13 protein-coding genes and 1 tRNA gene are annotated in these 17,367 nt (G+C 43.1%); 9 read left to right on the top strand and 5 right to left on the bottom strand.

Going from position 1 to position 17,367, the window contains the following annotated elements; genetic code table 11:
• Window positions 1–2: 2 nt before the first annotated feature.
• Window positions 3–1,493: an aromatic ring-hydroxylating dioxygenase subunit alpha gene (locus tag AB0756_RS01795; RefSeq protein WP_038077788.1), complete on the bottom strand. Its 1,491-nt coding sequence runs from the start codon at window positions 1,491–1,493 to the stop codon at window positions 3–5.
• Between the two features lie 376 nt (window positions 1,494–1,869).
• Between AB0756_RS01795 and AB0756_RS01790 the strand changes: the two genes are divergently transcribed.
• The gene (locus tag AB0756_RS01790) at window positions 1,870–3,153 is read left to right on the top strand and encodes a Tudor-knot domain-containing protein (protein WP_038077790.1); all 1,284 of its coding nucleotides are present in this window, start codon (window positions 1,870–1,872) and stop codon (window positions 3,151–3,153) included.
• Between the two features lie 71 nt (window positions 3,154–3,224).
• On the opposite strand, the gene AB0756_RS01785 is transcribed toward AB0756_RS01790, so the two are convergent.
• Window positions 3,225–4,931, bottom strand: a complete 1,707-nt coding sequence (locus tag AB0756_RS01785) for an RluA family pseudouridine synthase (protein ID WP_038077792.1) — start codon at window positions 4,929–4,931, stop codon at window positions 3,225–3,227.
• A 412-nt stretch (window positions 4,932–5,343) separates the two neighbouring features.
• On the opposite strand from AB0756_RS01785, the gene AB0756_RS01780 reads away from it, so the two are divergent.
• Window positions 5,344–5,469: a hypothetical protein gene (locus AB0756_RS01780; RefSeq protein ID WP_272900121.1), complete on the top strand. Its 126-nt coding sequence runs from the start codon at window positions 5,344–5,346 to the stop codon at window positions 5,467–5,469.
• Window positions 5,470–5,478: 9 nt separating this feature from the next.
• Here the strand turns inward: AB0756_RS01780 and AB0756_RS01775 are convergent, their stop codons facing one another.
• On the bottom strand, window positions 5,479–5,799 hold the full coding sequence (locus AB0756_RS01775; protein ID WP_038077795.1) for a hypothetical protein: 321 nt from the start codon (window positions 5,797–5,799) through the stop codon (window positions 5,479–5,481).
• Between the two features lie 64 nt (window positions 5,800–5,863).
• The gene (locus tag AB0756_RS01770; protein WP_038077798.1) at window positions 5,864–6,055 is read right to left on the bottom strand and encodes a hypothetical protein; all 192 of its coding nucleotides are present in this window, start codon (window positions 6,053–6,055) and stop codon (window positions 5,864–5,866) included.
• 705 nt (window positions 6,056–6,760) lie between these two features.
• On the opposite strand from AB0756_RS01770, the gene AB0756_RS01765 reads away from it, so the two are divergent.
• The 7 genes from AB0756_RS01765 (at window position 6,761) to AB0756_RS01735 (ending at window position 15,144) form a co-directional block, all read left to right on the top strand.
• Window positions 6,761–7,639, top strand: a complete 879-nt coding sequence (locus AB0756_RS01765) for a nucleoside hydrolase (protein ID WP_038077799.1) — start codon at window positions 6,761–6,763, stop codon at window positions 7,637–7,639.
• A gap of 29 nt (window positions 7,640–7,668) precedes the next feature.
• On the top strand, window positions 7,669–8,061 hold the full coding sequence (locus AB0756_RS01760) for a hypothetical protein (protein ID WP_050045541.1): 393 nt from the start codon (window positions 7,669–7,671) through the stop codon (window positions 8,059–8,061).
• A gap of 225 nt (window positions 8,062–8,286) precedes the next feature.
• Entirely contained in the window at window positions 8,287–9,201 is a 915-nt protein-coding gene (locus AB0756_RS01755) for a histone deacetylase family protein (RefSeq protein WP_038077804.1), read from the top strand.
• Between the two features lie 125 nt (window positions 9,202–9,326).
• The gene (gshA, locus tag AB0756_RS01750; protein ID WP_038077807.1) at window positions 9,327–10,463 is read left to right on the top strand and encodes a glutamate--cysteine ligase; all 1,137 of its coding nucleotides are present in this window, start codon (window positions 9,327–9,329) and stop codon (window positions 10,461–10,463) included.
• 341 nt (window positions 10,464–10,804) lie between these two features.
• Window positions 10,805–11,266, top strand: coding sequence for a tRNA (cytidine(34)-2'-O)-methyltransferase (locus AB0756_RS01745; RefSeq protein WP_038077809.1), 462 nt, complete (start codon window positions 10,805–10,807; stop codon window positions 11,264–11,266).
• Window positions 11,267–14,178: 2,912 nt separating this feature from the next.
• A complete protein-coding gene (locus AB0756_RS01740; RefSeq protein WP_408103982.1) occupies window positions 14,179–14,694 on the top strand; it encodes a M23 family metallopeptidase in 516 nt (171 codons plus the stop codon).
• A gap of 376 nt (window positions 14,695–15,070) precedes the next feature.
• Window positions 15,071–15,144, top strand: a tRNA-Met gene (locus tag AB0756_RS01735).
• Between the two features lie 148 nt (window positions 15,145–15,292).
• On the opposite strand, the gene AB0756_RS01730 is transcribed toward AB0756_RS01735, so the two are convergent.
• Window positions 15,293–17,338: an amylo-alpha-1,6-glucosidase gene (locus AB0756_RS01730; RefSeq protein ID WP_038077813.1), complete on the bottom strand. Its 2,046-nt coding sequence runs from the start codon at window positions 17,336–17,338 to the stop codon at window positions 15,293–15,295.
• Between the last annotated feature and the right edge of the window lie 29 nt (window positions 17,339–17,367).

The following is a 17,367-nucleotide window of genomic DNA, read 5'->3' as shown; positions in this document are numbered from 1 at the left end:
AATCAATCATTGCGGGCGTGTTCAAACTCATAAATATAGAAGAGTCGGCTAAATCGCTTGAGCTGGTATCCTACGATAGCAAATAGAATTGCACTTCCAATTGCCCACCAGAAAGCTGTAGGAGGGATAGTCGTTAGAATCGAGCCGCTTGTTTGCTGGAAATTTGCGAGCGCAACTTTCACAGCCATAGCCCGTGCATCCACAATAACTCCCACAAGCAAACACACAGCAGCAGCTATATAAGCCAACACAGACAGACGATTGAAATTCTTCAGAGCATCCTGGCAAACCTGACAGTGTTGAGTATGGGTTGTCCACACATCAAAAAGCTTCTGCTTGTCCTCCTCTTTTGAAGGAAGTGAATCTTGCGACATCCAAGGAACGCCACCGCCAGCTCTTGTTTCCAGCCACTGGCGAAACGTAATTACCATTTTGTCTTGGGGATTCGGAGTATAAACTGCATTGAGCCATTTGTCCTTGCGCCGATCCAGAATCTTCTGTTGATAGTGAAGGAACACCAAATCTTGATGTAAGAATAAAGAAGACAAAACGTGAATTAACCAAATTGGCATGGGTAGACCAAAAAAACCCAATCCCTTTGGCTTTTGCCCTGCGTCGTTCTTCACTAACACTTGGCATCCCATATGACGGCACCATCCCGGACGAGTCGGGGTAGCATACAATGCCAGTATGAGTTTTCCACCATCTGTATTGCTTGAGACAATTCTCATGTGACATGGCGGTTGAAAGTCATGAACGGCTTGTTCAATATTAGGGGCTGTTGGTGTAATTTCAAAAGAAAACCCTTCTTGGGTAGACACATTCCGTACTATATTCATGTCATAGTACTTGGCATCCTTGTAGCGACTGCCGATAATTCCGTGGTGAGAGACAGGGACATGAGCGGGATCTGCCACATTCTCCATAAAAAAGTCCCATCCATAGGGAAGATCGCGTACATTCCAAGATAGCTGCACTACTTTATCGGAGCCATTCTCAAGCTCTGGTATAATTCGTGGCGACCTCAATTGACTTTCCTGTTCTGCTTGTGAACCTGACTCTGACCATACCCACAGCAAACCTTGGCATTCTTGAGTGGGATAAGCGACAGCGCACGACCTCAAATTTGAGCGATGCTTTGCCTCAGTTTGCTTATTCTGTGATTGAGGAATGTGGACGCAATTCCCTTGAGAATCAAAACGCCAAGCGTGATACGCGCACAAAAGCGTTCCATCAGATTCAACACGACCTTCTGAAAGTGGAACCAATCGATGGGGACAACAATCTTCAAAGCAGCGCCATTTATTAGTCCCATCACGCCACACGACAATATCTTTTCCTAGTAACTGCATTGCGTGAGGGCGAGAGGGATCTAGGAAATCTACAACGGCTACTGGATACCATTGTTTGGTCCACTGGAATACTTCTTCTTGCTGTTGAAATTGTTCCACAGCATCACGCATATTCTCTTGCAGACTTGTCTCAGTAGCCACACTTACTCCTTTTTTTGATAAGGCAAGTTCTTTTAATAAATTTTAACATGATATCCATAGAGAAGATCGCCCAATACAAAGTATCCAAAGTTCTTGCATTGCGGAGGTCAGCGACATAACTTTATGGCACCTCACTTGATGAACGCTGCATCTTAGTTTGAATAAAGAAGTGAAAACTGTTACTTTTGTGCTGGCTTCGGGAACTCTAGCAATATAGTTCATGTAACAGTAGTCTAAGTAGTACATTATACATAAAAAGCGTTAATAAACCAATTTTAGTTTCAGGGTTTTCACTGGTTTAACACGCTAAGTATGGCAGTAACTACTGTGCCTGAATTGTGTTGCAAACGCCATTTAAGGTTTTGAGAATCGGCATATGGATAAATCCATTATTCAATTGGTTGATGAGTTACCCACTGACAACATTACTGTCAAAGTGTTAAAGGCTCTAGATTATGTAGCACCAGGTCAGTGGAATAATTTGGTAGGGTTTGACAATACTATCCGTGTTATTACTGGAGAAACCAACCCACAAGTTATTCAGCGAATTCGCGATCGCGCTGTTGTTTTATACCACGAACCTCAACAAGGTTACCAAGCTGCTATCAAACTTTATCAAACGATTGATAGTGCAGATACAGCTATGGCAACTGCTGCTTTAGCCAACAAAGTTGGTGAAAAAATCGGTTTTCTTTCCTTTTTAAGCAAAATTACACCAAAAGCTGACTTCACGCAAACAATTGATTTAGTCCTGAAAGTAGCTGTCGAAATTATTGCATTCTCCAAACTCAATGGTATTCCCCAACCCAATCCACAAGAGTTTGTCAATTCCCTCACAAATAACTATCAAGATGCATCGCTGATGCGGATGGTTGCTTTAGTTTGTCTGGATGGAGTTTTGCCCTTAGGTCCTGACTTTCTCAGCAAGATACACGAAGTTATAAGTGGTACAAATACCGACGCGATCGCTCAAAATCCTCTCTTCTCAACCATCAACAACTTTCTACCAGGCAACAATCCTTCTGATAAAGTTGGTTTTATCACTCAGGGTTTCAACTCCGTGCAAGGCTGGATGAATAACTTAGTATCGAAAACTGGTGTAACTCCTCAATCCATTTTCAGTCATCTGGGGAATTTTATTCAGATGGCGGATGATAATTTAGACTTTGTCGCAGCATTCCTAGATCAAACTACAAATTATTACGAGCATACAGGAATTCAAACTGTGGCTCGCCGTCTGATTTTACAAGCTCATACTTTAGTCAAACAAGAAGTTCAAGACCAACAGCCAACATCTCGAGCTATGAAAACTGATACCAATCAATATGCATTGGGAACACAAGTAGAGGTTTGGGATAGTGATGAAGAGGAATGGTATGAAGCAACTGTTGAACAAGTGAAAGGTAACAGCTACTTTATTCAGTATACTGGCTATGATTCCTCTTATAACGAATGGGTTGAAGAAGATGATATGCGGACACGCGACTCATTGGGTGACAGTGAATATAGATTGGGTCAAAAGGTAAAAGTTTGGGATAGTGATGAAGAGGAATGGTATTCTGCAACGATAGGTAAAATCAAAGGTCAGCAATATTTTGTGCATTACATCGGTTATGACTCATCCTATGATGAATGGGTTGAAGAGGACGAGGTTTGTTAAAAAGGTAAAGAAATCCCAGTTTTAGGGTTGCAAGACATTGCCACCCTACAAACAGTATGGTTGAGTAAACATCAAAATGGTGTTTTTGCCTCCAAGTACAAAGCTTTTCCCAGCTGCGGATGCTGGAAGCGAAGTTCTCTAGCGTGCAAATGTAAGCAACTGGCTTCAATACAACATCCATAAAGACGATCGCCCAATATCGGTATCCCAAGTCCTCTTGTATCAGCAGCGTGAACTCTCAATTGATGAGTTCGCCCTGTCAGCGGTATAAATTCCACGCGAGTGTAGTTTCCTTCTTTCGATATCACCTGAAAGTGAGTCACGCTTGCTTTTCCATACTGCCAATTGACTTCCTGATACGGGCGATTTTCAGGATTTCCCCACAAAGGCAGTTCTATAACACCCCTCTCCGTGCTTGGAGAACCAGCAAGCACGGCTTCATAAACTTTATGAACTTGTCTTTGCTGGAATTGCTGACTGAGTTGCCGATAAGTTTGCCCATTGCGAGCTAACAAAAGAATACCAGAAGTGTCTTGGTCTAAGCGATGTACGGCAATCAGTTGTTCGCCATTGGGTAACAAATGACGCAAACGACTGAGAACACTGTCTTGGCGATCGCGATAACGTCCTGGAACTGATAATAAACCTGCGGGTTTATTGACAGCAATCAACCACTCGTCTTCATAAACAAGGGGTAGTATTTCCTCTTGTGGAAGGTACAAAGATGACCCTGTTTTGTCTGCATTTTCCTGTGGCAATCCTGAAAGCAAAAACCCCATTAATGACTGACATCGTTCCGCACAAGCCCCATAAAATTCTCCTTGGATTTTCTCTCGATCGTGAGAAGATATTCCCCACCAAAACTCTGCCATTGCCAATGGTTTTAACCCTTGTTTTGCCGCATAATGAAGTAGTTTTGGAGCACAACAATCTCCTGTTCCGGTGGGCATAGAACCTTTTGGCATCAATTGCTGTAATGAAGAAGATTGTCCTAAAAAATTCATAACAGAATAAGCAGCATGCATCTGAGCTTGAAGTTGACGGGACAGTTCTTTCCGCAACCGTTTTAATTCGCGCATTTGCCCATCTGCAGTCTCAATCGCTTGTTTGAGCGATCGCAATGTCTCATCTCGTTGGCGTTTAAATTTGCGTCGCTCAATTCCATCCTGACGGCTTTCTTCATCGAGGTGTTCGAGGGCTGCAATCAGTGATTCTCCTGTTAGCGTCTCACAACATATCAAACGTTTTTCGTGTCGTTGCTGCTTCCTGTTTTGATGGCGATCGCTCATTTCTTGCAAGCGTAACTCAAACTCATGCGACAAAATTTCGTATTGCTGACGTTCTGGAAGTTGCTCGAGGGAGATAAGTTTTTGCTTAATATTTTCCAATTCAGCGAGTGTACGGGCTTCGTCTAAAGCAATTTGTTCTCGCCCAGGAATCGGTGGAACCCACCCCTCCACTATACCGCTACCGTTGAGCAGCCCGGAGAAAGCTTTTAGTATCCCTTGTTCGCCTGAAGGTAGTTCCACTAGCAAGACTCCATACATCTTACCCTCACGAGAATAACGCTCGTCAGTAGCAAGATGTCTCATTAAACCATATGCGATCGCTTCTACGAGAGGAGTGCGCGGAAGTCTCAGTATTTCACCGTTTTGAGGACAGCGCCCTTCATAGTAATAGGTAGGAATAGAGTTTGCTGGAGTGCGATAAGCCGAAGGCTGAACGGCTGAAGCCGCATCGCTTTCAAGAAAATCTGAAAGTGGGTGAAGAACTACCATAAACAGGATAAAGGATGAGTTCAAAATTCCTCAATTTCTGTTAGTCCGCCTGCGTGGACTTCGTTTGTATAGTAGCGAATTCTATTCGCCCATTACGTCCTTTGTTCTTTACCCAAGCAGCCATGGATCGGGACCACCAATCTCTACTTTTGCCTCACTCTTTCCACTGCAGTATCAGCATTTACCAAACCGCGACCGAAAAAATACTCCTGTGCTGACACGGGTTTTGCCTTAGCAAAAATCCCTGAAGGGCGGGAAACTGGAGCATATATAACAGTGCCAAAAGCCGGAGTGAAGGTAATTTTGATTTTATAATTGGTTCACCTCCTATTGAAGATGATTTTTGATAAGCCTCAGGGCGTGAAAATCAACTTATAATGAAAGATACACAGATGTGGTTGAAAAAATACGAATGACTTTGCAAGAATTGCAAGAGCAGGCATTGCAGTTACCAATTAGCGAGCGCTGGTATTTAGTTCAGTCGGTGTCTGGTAATATTAATCCTATGTCTCAACAAAAAAAGGCTGTCATTCTCTAAAACTTTATCCTAAATTGGGTCGTCTCTACCAATTCCCAATTCCTTGAGCTTGGTTTTCACATCCTCCCACTGAGTCCCACAATAGTAATATTTTTTATCCAGTATATTGGCGATATAGTAACCCTGCTTACCACCATTGATGCGGAAAAGCGCGAGTGCTACTTTTTTCATCGAAGTACCAAAGGCTGCAAATTCGTCTTCAGGAGACAAATTTGGGGCATTGAATAAGTTTAGAAATGGCTCACCATGTTTAAATGCCCAACCATTACCTCTACGCTGAATAATTTGATAGTACACAGGACAAACGACTGTAGTGCTGGAATCTGCCATAATTAAATTAGTTTTTATTTTGAGTAAAGCCCCTAGCGGGCTACTAGGGGCTACTAACTATGTGTTAGTTATTGACGTTGTTTTGTTCACCTGGTTCATCAGCGATGTCTTCGAGGTCTTGCTCAACAACCTCTGGATCGACAAGGTAAGTTTCCCTTGATACTTCGTCTCGCTTTTTCCAAACTCCTTGGAAAAGACGGATAAAGACTTTAACAGGATTCCAAAAACCTTGATGACCGTTACCGTTTTGATTCAATAAATCACCTCCTTTAATTAGGTAAATGGGGACACAATTGTCCCCTAATTTATTTTAAATTGCTTTTACAGCAGTTTTTATGAATAAATTTAACTACTTTTAGAGATAACAGATGATTTATTACTGAGGATTAAGATAATTTCTCCGTTGGCAATCGCATCTAATAGTTGTCCGGTAGAACATTCATTATCGTATTATATATAACCCAGATTTTGTGCGATTTCTTTTAGCTTTTCTCCCGTACCCTGGGCTACTCGTGCATGGAGATTTGTGCGATCGAGTTTCTTTCTTCCTGCCATAACTGTTAACCATGAAATCACAAAACTGGTTTACATTTATAAGATAGCAAAAGGTATTAACATTGCGGTGCTGCCAACCCCGAAAACGCTTCGATAGAATAGGCATACTGTTTTTTAGTCAGGAGATCGACACCATGCCCAAAGTTTTAGATCCAAACGAACCATACACCTTCAGCAAGTATTTTGATTTGCCTTACTCACCTGAGGATATTTTGGCAGATTTGGGCTGTGCGATCGCGCAGCACATCATGTAGTGGAATATTTACCACTGCATTGAGTCCCGCAGGATGTGGAGTTTGTATCACGGACGATTATTGGGATCTTGCTGTCTAGAAACAAAGAAGATGCAGTCTTGAGGCGAAATTAGAGATCCGATCTGCCTTTCTTCGATAAATAATTCTTCATTATGACTATTAATGTAATCTTTGATATGGAAACCCGAGATCCGGATGATATGTTTGCTTTGTGCTTTCTTGGTTCTCATCCAAATGTCGCCTTACAAGCTGTCACAATAAATCCAGGAACAAAAGCGCAAGTAGGAGTTATCCGTCACATTCTGCATCTTCTCAACAAGCATGATGTTCCAGTCGGTGCGCGTAATTCAGATTCTATGAAAGATGTCGTTTCAGAATTTCATTACGAGTTTCTTGGAATTATTCCACCCAAGGAACCAGATGATTTTGCTCACAATCTTATAGCGACTACTATTAATTTATATCCAGATGTCGTGCTACTCACGGGCGCACCATTACACAATTTAAGGCTCTTACTGAAAAATTTTCCTTTAATAACAATAAAACGCTGGGTAGGACAAGGTGGATTTGCGGGAGATAGTATTGTACCACCTCAATTGCGTCTACCGAAATTTAATGGACTCGAAACTTGTCTGACATTTAACTTCAATGGCGATCCAAAAGCAGCTTTAGCTTTGCTCTCTTCAGCGCGGGTTATGACTAGAGATATTGTCTCAAAAAATGTTTGTCACGGAGTTATTTATCATCAAGAATTTCATGAGCGTATGAAACCATTTCGGAATAATTCTATCGGTCTCAATCTCATTTATAATGGTATGGAATTATACCTCAAACGCCGACCTGAGGGAAAAATGTTTCACGACCCTCTAGCAGCTTGTATTACTCTAAATAGGAATATAGCACAATTTCAAGAAGTAGAGATATACCGAAAGGGTGGAGAATGGGGAGCGAACCTTGCTAAGAACACTAATACATTTATTACTATCACCATCGACCACAACCAGTTTTTTCAGACATTGACACAGTCATGAAGTCATTAGGGAATTCAAGGGAGGGGTTTATGCTTTTTTGGTTTAATCAATCTAAAAAACGGGATAAATTTTTACAGCGTCCGGATATGAGTGATGAAGAATTTCTTCATGGGATACAATTATCTAGTGAGGCTGCAAGAAAAACAGTAAAATGTTGCAGAACAGAATTAAGCAAGAGTTTTCGACTCTCTCCTGAAAAGCTGTATCCAGATGATAAATTTCGAGACATCATAAGTTTGCCAACTCCTGAATGGGATATGATGGATCTCTTATTCCCGCTTGAAGAAGCTTTAGGGATTGGAATTGATGAAGAACAAGTTCCCGATTGGACTGGTAAAACTGTAACGTTGGGTGGATGGATTGTAGACTTTCTTTCGAGACCTGCTACTACGATCGCTATTAAAGAATGTGGCGATAATTAAAGCTGTTGTCATAATTTCTGTATCACTCATCTGGCAACGAATATTTTCTCCACAATCATTAATAATCAAATCTAATTTAAATCCATAGTGCCAATAGTTAACATCTGAGCGTTTGTTATTTGGACTGGCGCTCTAAGCTCGCTGATGTTTATCATGAGTGCTTATAAAGTCAAGGTCAGTAAGAGAGCAGTATTGAGATTTTTCCGAGATGTCTAATAAAGTGATATGGACTTACCTATTGTTTACCATCCCGATTATGTTGCCCCATTACCTGATGGTCATCGCTTTCCGATGCCCAAGTTTAGGTTACTGTACGAGCTACTAGTAAATGATGGTGTAGCACAAAAAGAACAATTTCATACACCCTCACGTCCACCACAAGAATTTATCGAGTTAGTTCACGCTACGGAGTACGTTAAAGCTTACATCGAAGGTACTTTGGATGCCAAAGCACAACGGCGTATCGGCTTACCGTGGAGCCCAGCACTAGTTAATCGTACCTGTGTGGCAGTAGCCGGTACTATTCTCACTGCTCAACTTGCACTTCAGAATGGTTTGGCTTGCAATACCGCTGGCGGAACTCATCACGCTTTTCCGAGCTACGGATCTGGTTTTTGCATTTTTAACGATTTGGCAATTGCGGCTCGCGTATTGCAAAAACTCGGTCTTGTTCAAAAAATTTTGATTGTAGATCTAGATGTGCATCAAGGAGATGGCACTGCTTTTATTTTTCAAGATGATGATAGCGTGTTTACTTTCTCAATGCATTGTGAAGTCAATTTTCCCGGTACAAAACAGAAAAGCGATTTAGATGTTCCTTTACCAGTAGGAATGGAAGATGATGCTTACTTACAAACATTAGCAAACTATTTATCAGATTTGTTATCTGATGTCAAGCCAGATATTGTATTTTACGACGCCGGTGTCGATCCTCACATAGGTGACTCTTTGGGAAAGTTAGCACTCACAGATACAGGCATTTTTCGGCGTGAAATGCAGGTATTGAGTACTTGCGTTGCAGCCCGGTTCCCTACTGCCTGTGTAATTGGCGGGGGTTATGCTGATGATATGAAATCCCTCGTATGGCGTCACTCCCTCGTGCATCGTGCTGCGAGCGAAGTATATCACTCGATTGGTTAACCGTTAGTTGTTGGTTGTTACCAATCACTAACTCTTTCTTGTTAAGTAACTCAAACGTAAGATGCAGAAATTTCGTTATTCCAGATACAATTTAGAAGTATGGAGAGCCGAGGGGAATAATTAAGGTGCTGTCAAAAGGCTTTGAAGTAGAAATGTACACTGGTACAGCCAATGGTGATATCGTCGGTCTCTCCGATAAGATTGTCACATCTTTAGATGGATTTGTACGCGAGCCAGATAACCGCAATGTAGAGTATACCACAGATCCATCTGAAAGTTATGACCAGTTGTTGTGCGCTTTACTACAGCCTCGTGTAAAGTTGCGAAATTATATCAAGCAATTAGGTGAGTATACCCTCATCCCAGGAAGCTCTTTATCCTTGGGTGATAGTACTCGCTTTTTTCGCTCCGATCCGGCAAATCCCTATCACGATTACATTGAGCAAAGTTACGGAACCAAGGTTGTTACAGCTAGCGTTCATATCAATGTAGGCATTAGCGATTTGGAATTGTTAATGCGGGCGTGCCGAATTATTAGGGTGGAAGCGCCATTGTTCCTGGCTCTTAGTGCTTCATCGCCTTTTATAGATGGCAAAGCAACGGGATATCATTCCACTCGATGGGGCATTTTTCCACAAACACCTGCTTATGTTCCTTTGTTTGAAAGTCACGCCCATCACGTTCAATGGGTGGAAAGCCAGCTAGCAGCAGGAACAATGCAAAATGTTCGTCATCTTTGGATGTCAGTTAGACCAAATGGCGATCGCCGTCCCTATGACTTAAATCGTCTGGAGTTACGAATTTGCGATTTAGTCATAGATCCAGTTGCTTTGCTTGCCATCACGGCTCTTTTAGAAGCACGGTTGTTACAGGTTATTGAAAACCCTCACTTAGATCCTTTAATTCAAAGTGAGTTCTCACCTGAGGAACTTATCTCTGTGTCAATGGCAAATGAAGCCGCAGCTGCTGCTACGAGCCTTGATGCTCAACTCAGGCACTGGCAAGATGGCAGAACTCTCTCAGCTAGAGATTGGATTCATGAAATCTATCAGGATGTATGGCCGATCGCCAAACAACAGGGTTTTGCTTGTTTTCTGTCGCCGTTACAAAAAATTCTCCGAGAAGGTAATGAAGCCCAACAATGGCTTCAACTTTACGCTTTGGGTATTAGCCCAAGACATATTATTTCCCAAGCAATTGATGCAGCTAAAGAACGCGAAATCGAATTAGAAGACAAATTGTGTTCTTCTGTCGCTACTTAGTTAGGGATTGGGGGCTGGGGAATAGGGACAGAGGGGACAAGGGGAAATAAAGTATTTCCAATCCAAAATCCCCCAATCCCCATCAAACAGAATTTCTTCTAACAGTCTTGTTTTTAGATAAATTTTTCGTATATTAAACTTAGCTATACATTTTTTAAAAAATTGTGATATATCTCAGAAGAACCCAAATGGTGTTCGGAAAACATTTCTTGTGAATTTTAAATTTCTAATCACAAGTGTTAAAAAAAAATTATAAAAAAAAACTATAGATGACTTCCGCCTCTAGATAGATTTGAAAAAAATTATACAGTGTTTAATTCGATATATCTATTCCTCCGCAAATGCCACAGGTCGTTTTAGTTAACCCACTGATCCCTCCCAATACGGGGAATATTGCCCGTACTTGTGCTGCCACAGGCACGGAATTGCATTTGGTAGGACCCCTGGGTTTTGAAATCAGCGATCGCTACCTGAAAAGAGCGGGTTTGGACTACTGGCCTTATGTCAAACTCCACTATCACGAGTCTCTGGAAGCTTTTAAAACAGTACATCAGTTGCGAGGTGGTAGATGGCTGGGTTTTAGCGTTCGTGGGAGTTGCAATTATGCTAGCTTTCAATTTCAACCTGATGACTGGTTGCTGTTTGGTAGTGAAACGACTGGGCTAGCGCCTGAAGTTATAGCAGCTTGTAATACTACTCTCTACATTCCCATGAACGAGAAGAATGTCCGTAGCTTAAATCTTTCGGTAAGTGTAGCAGTAGGTTTGTTTGAAGCCCGCCGCCAGCTCGGTTATTTACACTAGAGATGGACAAGTTGTCTGACTGTGAGTGCTAAGGTGAAAAAGGCGAAAAAGCTTCTATTCCAAGCTTTTAAGTAGTGTTGTACGGTTGGTTTATCTACGCCGTGCTCTGATAAAAATTGGTAATAGGATTCTTAAGTAAAGTTGCGGACTTCAAGTTATTAATATTATCTATAGAAAGAAATTACTTAAATAGATTTTGCAGTTGCTTCTAGAGGGATAGTGATGTAAATTATACTTAAATTTATCATTTTTCTAAAAAATTAGGGGCAAATACTTAACTCAAGAGGCAGAGATATATAAGAAATTTGTATATATCTAGGGGTGAAGAACCAGAGAAAAACGATAGCTTTTTGTGAATTTCGGGTGACCCTGCAACGGGGAACAAAAACCTGAAAAGCCAGTCAATGTAGGCATTTGAGTTATGTATTGTTGAGTGTAATTTGATTCTCAAGAAAAATATTTTGCGAGTTAATACGGTTGTTTTTTAGGGAATAATCAACGTAAAGTCGCGTGTGAGGTAGACGGATTGGATGGAAAAACTATGAAGATATCTACAGCAGGGTGTAGTTTTATGTGATAAGTTGCAGCATCTAGTCATAAGAGGTTACAACGGCTACAAAAACAGCCCGACTAAACTCAAACAAAAAACTCTAAAGACAACTGTAAAGAGAAAAACTTATATGGTGTGTGTTTTAAGGTGTGAGGAATGAGACAGACAAGGCAACTCTTAAATTTAAAGTTTTGATATATAGTGTGAACTTGTCTAAATCGGAGAAGCAAGGTAATCTTGCGTAAGTATCTCTGATGTGTGATCTCGATCTATTTTTCGTGGTGATCTAAATCATTGACTAGTATCCAACTGGAAAAAAGGTCAGTTAAGCGCTAGTGATCGTAGGAGGTCGTCTTTGAAACGAGCATTGAAGAAGAAAGAAAAAGCTGAGTTGGAAAATAACCAAAGCGATGATGTTCCGGTGGAACAGGTAAATGCAATTCATCCACGGGGAAACAACCGCCGGGTACAGACAAAAGCTGCGATGATTGGTTTGGCAATCTCCATGGGAGCAACCAGCCTTTTAGTAACTCGACAGAGCGATCGAGCCATAGCAGCAGAGCCGGTCGGAAATCAGAATACAGCCTCAACAATTCCAGCTGCTTCTGACACCGAGGTGAAGTTGGCTCCCGCAACTCAGCAGCAAGTGCAAGCCGTATCATCAGTGAGTCTGCCAGAAAGTCCTGCAGTAGTTGAACCTACAGCAATATCCCAAGTCGCTGAGCTAAGAGCCAAGTGGCAGGGTGTGGCAAAGGTCGCTTCTGTACAGCCAGTGTCTGTACCAGTGGCGGTTTCCAACTCATCTCAAGCTGTAGAGGCGCAGAGCGTTTCCTTGGAAACCACCGTTCAACAACAAACTGTCAAGCGAGAAGAGAGCGTACAAACTCTCTCTAATGCTTCGGGTCTTGTGGGAACTCAAGCTGTGTCAGCACCAACTCAACAAGAAGCAGTGCAGGGAGAAAATGCAGTCGAGCCAGAAGTCAATGCTCAACTGAAGGCGCAGCAAGAATTCGCGCTGAACCAACTACAGCAAAAATCAGACCGTCTCAGAAGAAGTCTCAAGGAGTTGCGGTCAAATCAAACTCAAGAAGCGTTACCAGTTGTCCCTGTAGGGGTACCGCAGGTAACAGTGCTTGAAAACAAGCCACAAATAGAAGCGAGAAACACGGTCACCGAGCCATCAGAGACTGCTAGCAACGCAAACAGAGAAAAGTTGGTTTCAAGGTTAAAGCAGAGGTTGGAAACAACCAAGGTACCAACACAAGTACCAACTGCTGCAGGTGTCAAGCCCTGGGCTAAAGAAGAATCTGCAAGCTACGAAGTCAAGCCAGGAGATACGTTGGCTGAAATTGCTAGCAATTACAACACTTCAGTTTCAGAACTCATTAAGGTTAACAATCTTAACAATCCAAATCAGCTCCGGATTAATCAAAAACTAACAGTTCCTGTTAAAGAAAACAGCAGCACTTCCATTCCAGTAGCGATCGCTCGCCCGCAAACGGCAAATGCGACTCCCCAAAGTCCCGTTGTCCTTGGCAGTAGTGCTCCAGTCTCGCCAGATAGTTTCAGTAACTCAATTACCAACAACAGCAGTGTTACAACTCCGACACCAGTTGTTCCAAACAACTCCACTTGGAAAAACAGACTGACGGCAACAACTGCTGACAAAGCAATTGAGAACAATGCCACTGTTCCTGTCAAGACACCAATCGTCGCTGATGATTCCGTTCGTAAAAATCAAGTTGTACAAGGTAGCGCCAACGGCTTGGTATCGAGCAATAGCAATGTAACCGTCCCAACAGCGGTTATTGCAGACAGTTCGATTAAGACAGAATCAACAACAGAGGGCAAAGCAAATTCTGCTACAAACTCTGAGATAAACTCTTCAGCGGCTTCTTCTTACGGCGTTGGTGGTGATACTCCCGTCCCAACAGTTTTTTCGGAAATGAGAGAAGCCCAAAAATCTCATTCTCCAAGCGCAAGAAAAGTCAAAGACTCTCAACGCCTTCGTAGTTTACAAGCGGAAATCAACAAACTGCGCGAGAAATATCGTGCTCAGCAATCTGGAAACGTTGTCGTCCCAGCAGTAGCTGAAACAGGTAATTCTCCAGTAACAGTGTCTCAATCCAATGACGAGGTTGAAAGCCCCGTACAAATTCAGGTTCCTACGCCAAACAGTGCGTCGTTACAGTTTTCAGCGCCTAGAGTCAATGGTGCAATACCCATTCCAGTACCTAAGCCAATGACTGGTAACGCGAACCGTCAACCGGTTCAACCCACACTTAGCAATCGCAGACCTGCGAACGAGCCTATCAATCCAGAGTTACTGCAAGAGCAACGAGTGGCAACTCCTGCTAGAGGGATGAATGCTTCCGAAATTCTGGGAACGATGCGAGGAACAACCGTTACTCCACAGTTACCACCTTTAGCAGCAGTAGATAGATACCTCCCCAGACCGATTGATGAAAATCTAGCCCCTCCTTCTACTTCTGCCACTGGTTATATGTGGCCAGCTAAAGGTGTTCTTACTTCCGGTTTCGGTCCTCGTTGGGGAAGAATGCACAAGGGCATAGATATTGCTAACGGAGTTGGCACGCCAATTTACGCAGCAGCTGAAGGTGTCGTTGAAAGGGCAGGTTGGAACAATGGTGGTTACGGTTACCTCGTAGACATTCGTCATTCTGATGGCAGCTTGACTCGCTACGGTCATAACAGCCGTATTTTAGTTCAACCCGGTCAAACCATCCAGCAAGGACAACAAATTTCTGCAATGGGTAGCACCGGCTTTAGCACAGGTCCCCACCTGCACTTTGAAGTTCACCCATCAGGTAAAGGAGCAGTGAATCCCATTGCTTTCCTCCCCAGAGAACGCCTGTAATAAAGGGCGGGTTGTAACTCAATGAAAACCTCGCTAACAGAGGGAGTTCGTCTCCCTCTATTACGCTTTTTTGCTAATGGCTAATAGCTAATAGCTAATAGTTATAAGTTCCTAATACCATTAGCCCTATCTCAGGAGCACAGACGCTATGTGCAAGGCACACGCTTCGCGTTGCGAAGCTATGCCCGCCAGGGCTATACGGGTTCACCAGTCCCGGTGGTCGCGGGAAACCCGCCTATGGCACGAAAATGCCACGCTGCGCTATCAGGGCTGGACTCACCATTAGCCATTAACTATTAGCGCAAAAATTAATTGCCCGCGTGGGTAGTCAAGAAAAAATCTATATGTTATATTGAGAAAGCGTAAGGAATGTTAAGGCTCAGTAGCTCAGTTGGTTAGAGCACGGGACTCATAAGCCTGGGGTCGTTGGTTCAAATCCGACCTGAGCCACTTAAGAATTATGAAAGATAAATTATGAATTATGAAACGGAAGGTGAATTCGTGTCTAAAAATTATGCACGGTAAATGGTAAATTAGTATCGAAGAACTCAGATTAGAGTATGCGGATTTGGATAATTCATAATTCATAATTCATAATTCATAATTCAATATGTCTGAGGATCTCGGCAACAGACCAAGCTTGAGCGATCGCACCTCTGGGTTTGTGTGGTTCATCACCATCAAAAATTTCAGAGATAGATCCGATGCACCCCTCATGTAGAAGGTGATTGAGTAAAGGTTGCCAATCAAAGGGTAATGGTTCTTGAGGATAAAAACGCTCCCAAGCACGAATAAAAGGACCGATGAGCCAGCTCCAGACAGTACCTTGGTGATATGCGCGATCGCGCTGTTGGGGATTACCTTGGTATAGACCTACGTACTCGGGGTCGGTAGGAGCAAGAGTACGGAGCCCATAGGGTGTGAGCAATTGCGAACGGGCTACGTCAAGAATTTGGCGTCCCTGCTGTTGCGAAAACGCGCAATGGGCAAGGGATAGCGCTATGACGGAGTTTGGGCGAATTTGACAATTGCGGCGATCGTCTGGCTCAATGGTGTCATACAAGTAACCCAAGCGAGAATTCCAATATTTTTGGAGCGAAGCTTTGACCTGCTGTGCTTGTTGTGCGTAACGCAATGCTTGTTTTGCAAAACGGGGTGAATCTCCAGGCGTCCCATGCTCGCTCAAGATTTCTGCCCACCGACTTGCCCAACATAATGCTGAGTACCACAAGGCATTGATTTCAATCGGTTTACCACGACGGGGAGTTACAGGTTCTCCTGCAATCACAGCATCCATCCAGGTCAGAGCTACATGACGTGCGTACCACCCTACCAGCCAATCTGTAGAATCAATTTGTATGTTGTAGCGAGTTCCTCCAATAAAAGCTTTATAGATCTGTTGTACTATAGGATACTGCTCTGCTAAAAATTGCCAGTCTTGAGTGGCTTCTAAATAAAGCCCCAACGTTTCAATCCACCATAACGCTGCATCAATACTGTTATAAAATGGCTCCCCACCGATATCGGGAAACGCATTGGGAATCAAACCAGCGTGACAGTAACGCCCAAAGGTTTGCAAAAGTCCTTTTGCTAAATTATATCGCTGTGGAACAAGTGCCAAACCGGGTAAAGCAATTAAGGTATCGCGTCCCCAGTCATTGAACCAGTGATATCCAGCAATGACAGTAGGTCCATCAATTGAGGCTCGATAAACGATAAATCGATCGCCAGCTTGCAGGAGTTGTTTCCATATGGGGGACAAGGTATGATTGTCTCCCCCCTCTCCCTCCCATCCAAAAATCTGAGACAGCCGCTCTTGTTCTGCTTCTACAGCTTCTACAAAAGTATCTGAAGTGAGCGTGCCTTGCAATTCGTTTGGAAAACCCACTCGTGCTTCTAATGTGACAGCATCACCGGGTTCGAGACATACGCTCAAGTAACCGGGACTAAAGAGATCTTCTCGATCGCCCAATCCTCTCAGTGTCTCCTCGGGTAAACCGTAATCCCAATACCAAACTGCATCAGCCTGATACTCTCCGCGTGTCCAACGCAACTGCCAAGGTGTGCCAAAACTTCTAGAAATAATCGCTTGCAAGCAAACTTGCTGTTGCCCTAACATTTGAGAAAACTGTAATTCTGGAATGGCTTTTTGCTGGTGGTGAAAATCGCGATCGCTCACAAGCAATCGCAGTCTCAAGGTAGCAGTATCTGTCCCCTCATAACGGTACTGAATCAAAACTCGATGACTTAAATGGGAGTGGGCAATTTCCTCCCCTCGCCTCATCTCCCCCTTTCCCCCTCTAGGAAACCCACAAGGCATAACCAAAAGCCTTGTTATTTGCCAGTCGTCTCCTCCCCAAATCCATTTTGGCACTGGGTTAATCTCAAAGCAGCGCAGGAGTTGGTAACCTTTTGGCTCAATTTGACCGCTACCCCAAAAATTTGTTCCTAGTGCTATAACTTGGTTTGGAAGTTCAAGGCTAGCTTCTAGATGCGACAGTAGGAGGGTACGCCCTGAGGGTGGACTGGTGGCGGCGAACAGCCAGCCGTGATATGTCCGAGTGCGGATATCCGACACGGTTCCGCTGGCAAAACTTCCTAAGCCATTGGTTAACAACCATTCTCTTGTATCTAAATCAATCATTTGCTACTCAAAATCGTTATGACTATGAT

Origin of the sequence: Tolypothrix campylonemoides VB511288_2 (genome assembly GCF_045999855.1) — a bacterium.
Taxonomy (GTDB): Bacteria; Cyanobacteriota; Cyanobacteriia; order Cyanobacteriales; family Nostocaceae; genus Scytonema; species Scytonema bouteillei_A.
This window is presented reverse-complemented; position numbering and strand designations above follow the sequence as displayed.

Coding starts and splice junctions, on each gene's coding strand:
- AB0756_RS01780 (WP_272900121.1), top strand. CDS start 5,344: ATGACTTTGCAAGAATTGCAAGAGCAGGCATTGCAGTTACCAATTAGC.
- AB0756_RS01775 (WP_038077795.1), bottom strand. CDS start 5,799: ATGGCAGATTCCAGCACTACAGTCGTTTGTCCTGTGTACTATCAAATT.
- AB0756_RS01745 (WP_038077809.1), top strand. CDS start 10,805: ATGCCACAGGTCGTTTTAGTTAACCCACTGATCCCTCCCAATACGGGG.
- AB0756_RS01730 (WP_038077813.1), bottom strand. CDS start 17,338: ATGATTGATTTAGATACAAGAGAATGGTTGTTAACCAATGGCTTAGGA.
- AB0756_RS01760 (WP_050045541.1), top strand. CDS start 7,669: ATGCTTTTTTGGTTTAATCAATCTAAAAAACGGGATAAATTTTTACAG.
- AB0756_RS01790 (WP_038077790.1), top strand. CDS start 1,870: ATGGATAAATCCATTATTCAATTGGTTGATGAGTTACCCACTGACAAC.
- AB0756_RS01740 (WP_408103982.1), top strand. CDS start 14,179: ATGAATGCTTCCGAAATTCTGGGAACGATGCGAGGAACAACCGTTACT.
- AB0756_RS01755 (WP_038077804.1), top strand. CDS start 8,287: ATGGACTTACCTATTGTTTACCATCCCGATTATGTTGCCCCATTACCT.
- AB0756_RS01785 (WP_038077792.1), bottom strand. CDS start 4,931: ATGGTAGTTCTTCACCCACTTTCAGATTTTCTTGAAAGCGATGCGGCT.
- AB0756_RS01765 (WP_038077799.1), top strand. CDS start 6,761: ATGACTATTAATGTAATCTTTGATATGGAAACCCGAGATCCGGATGAT.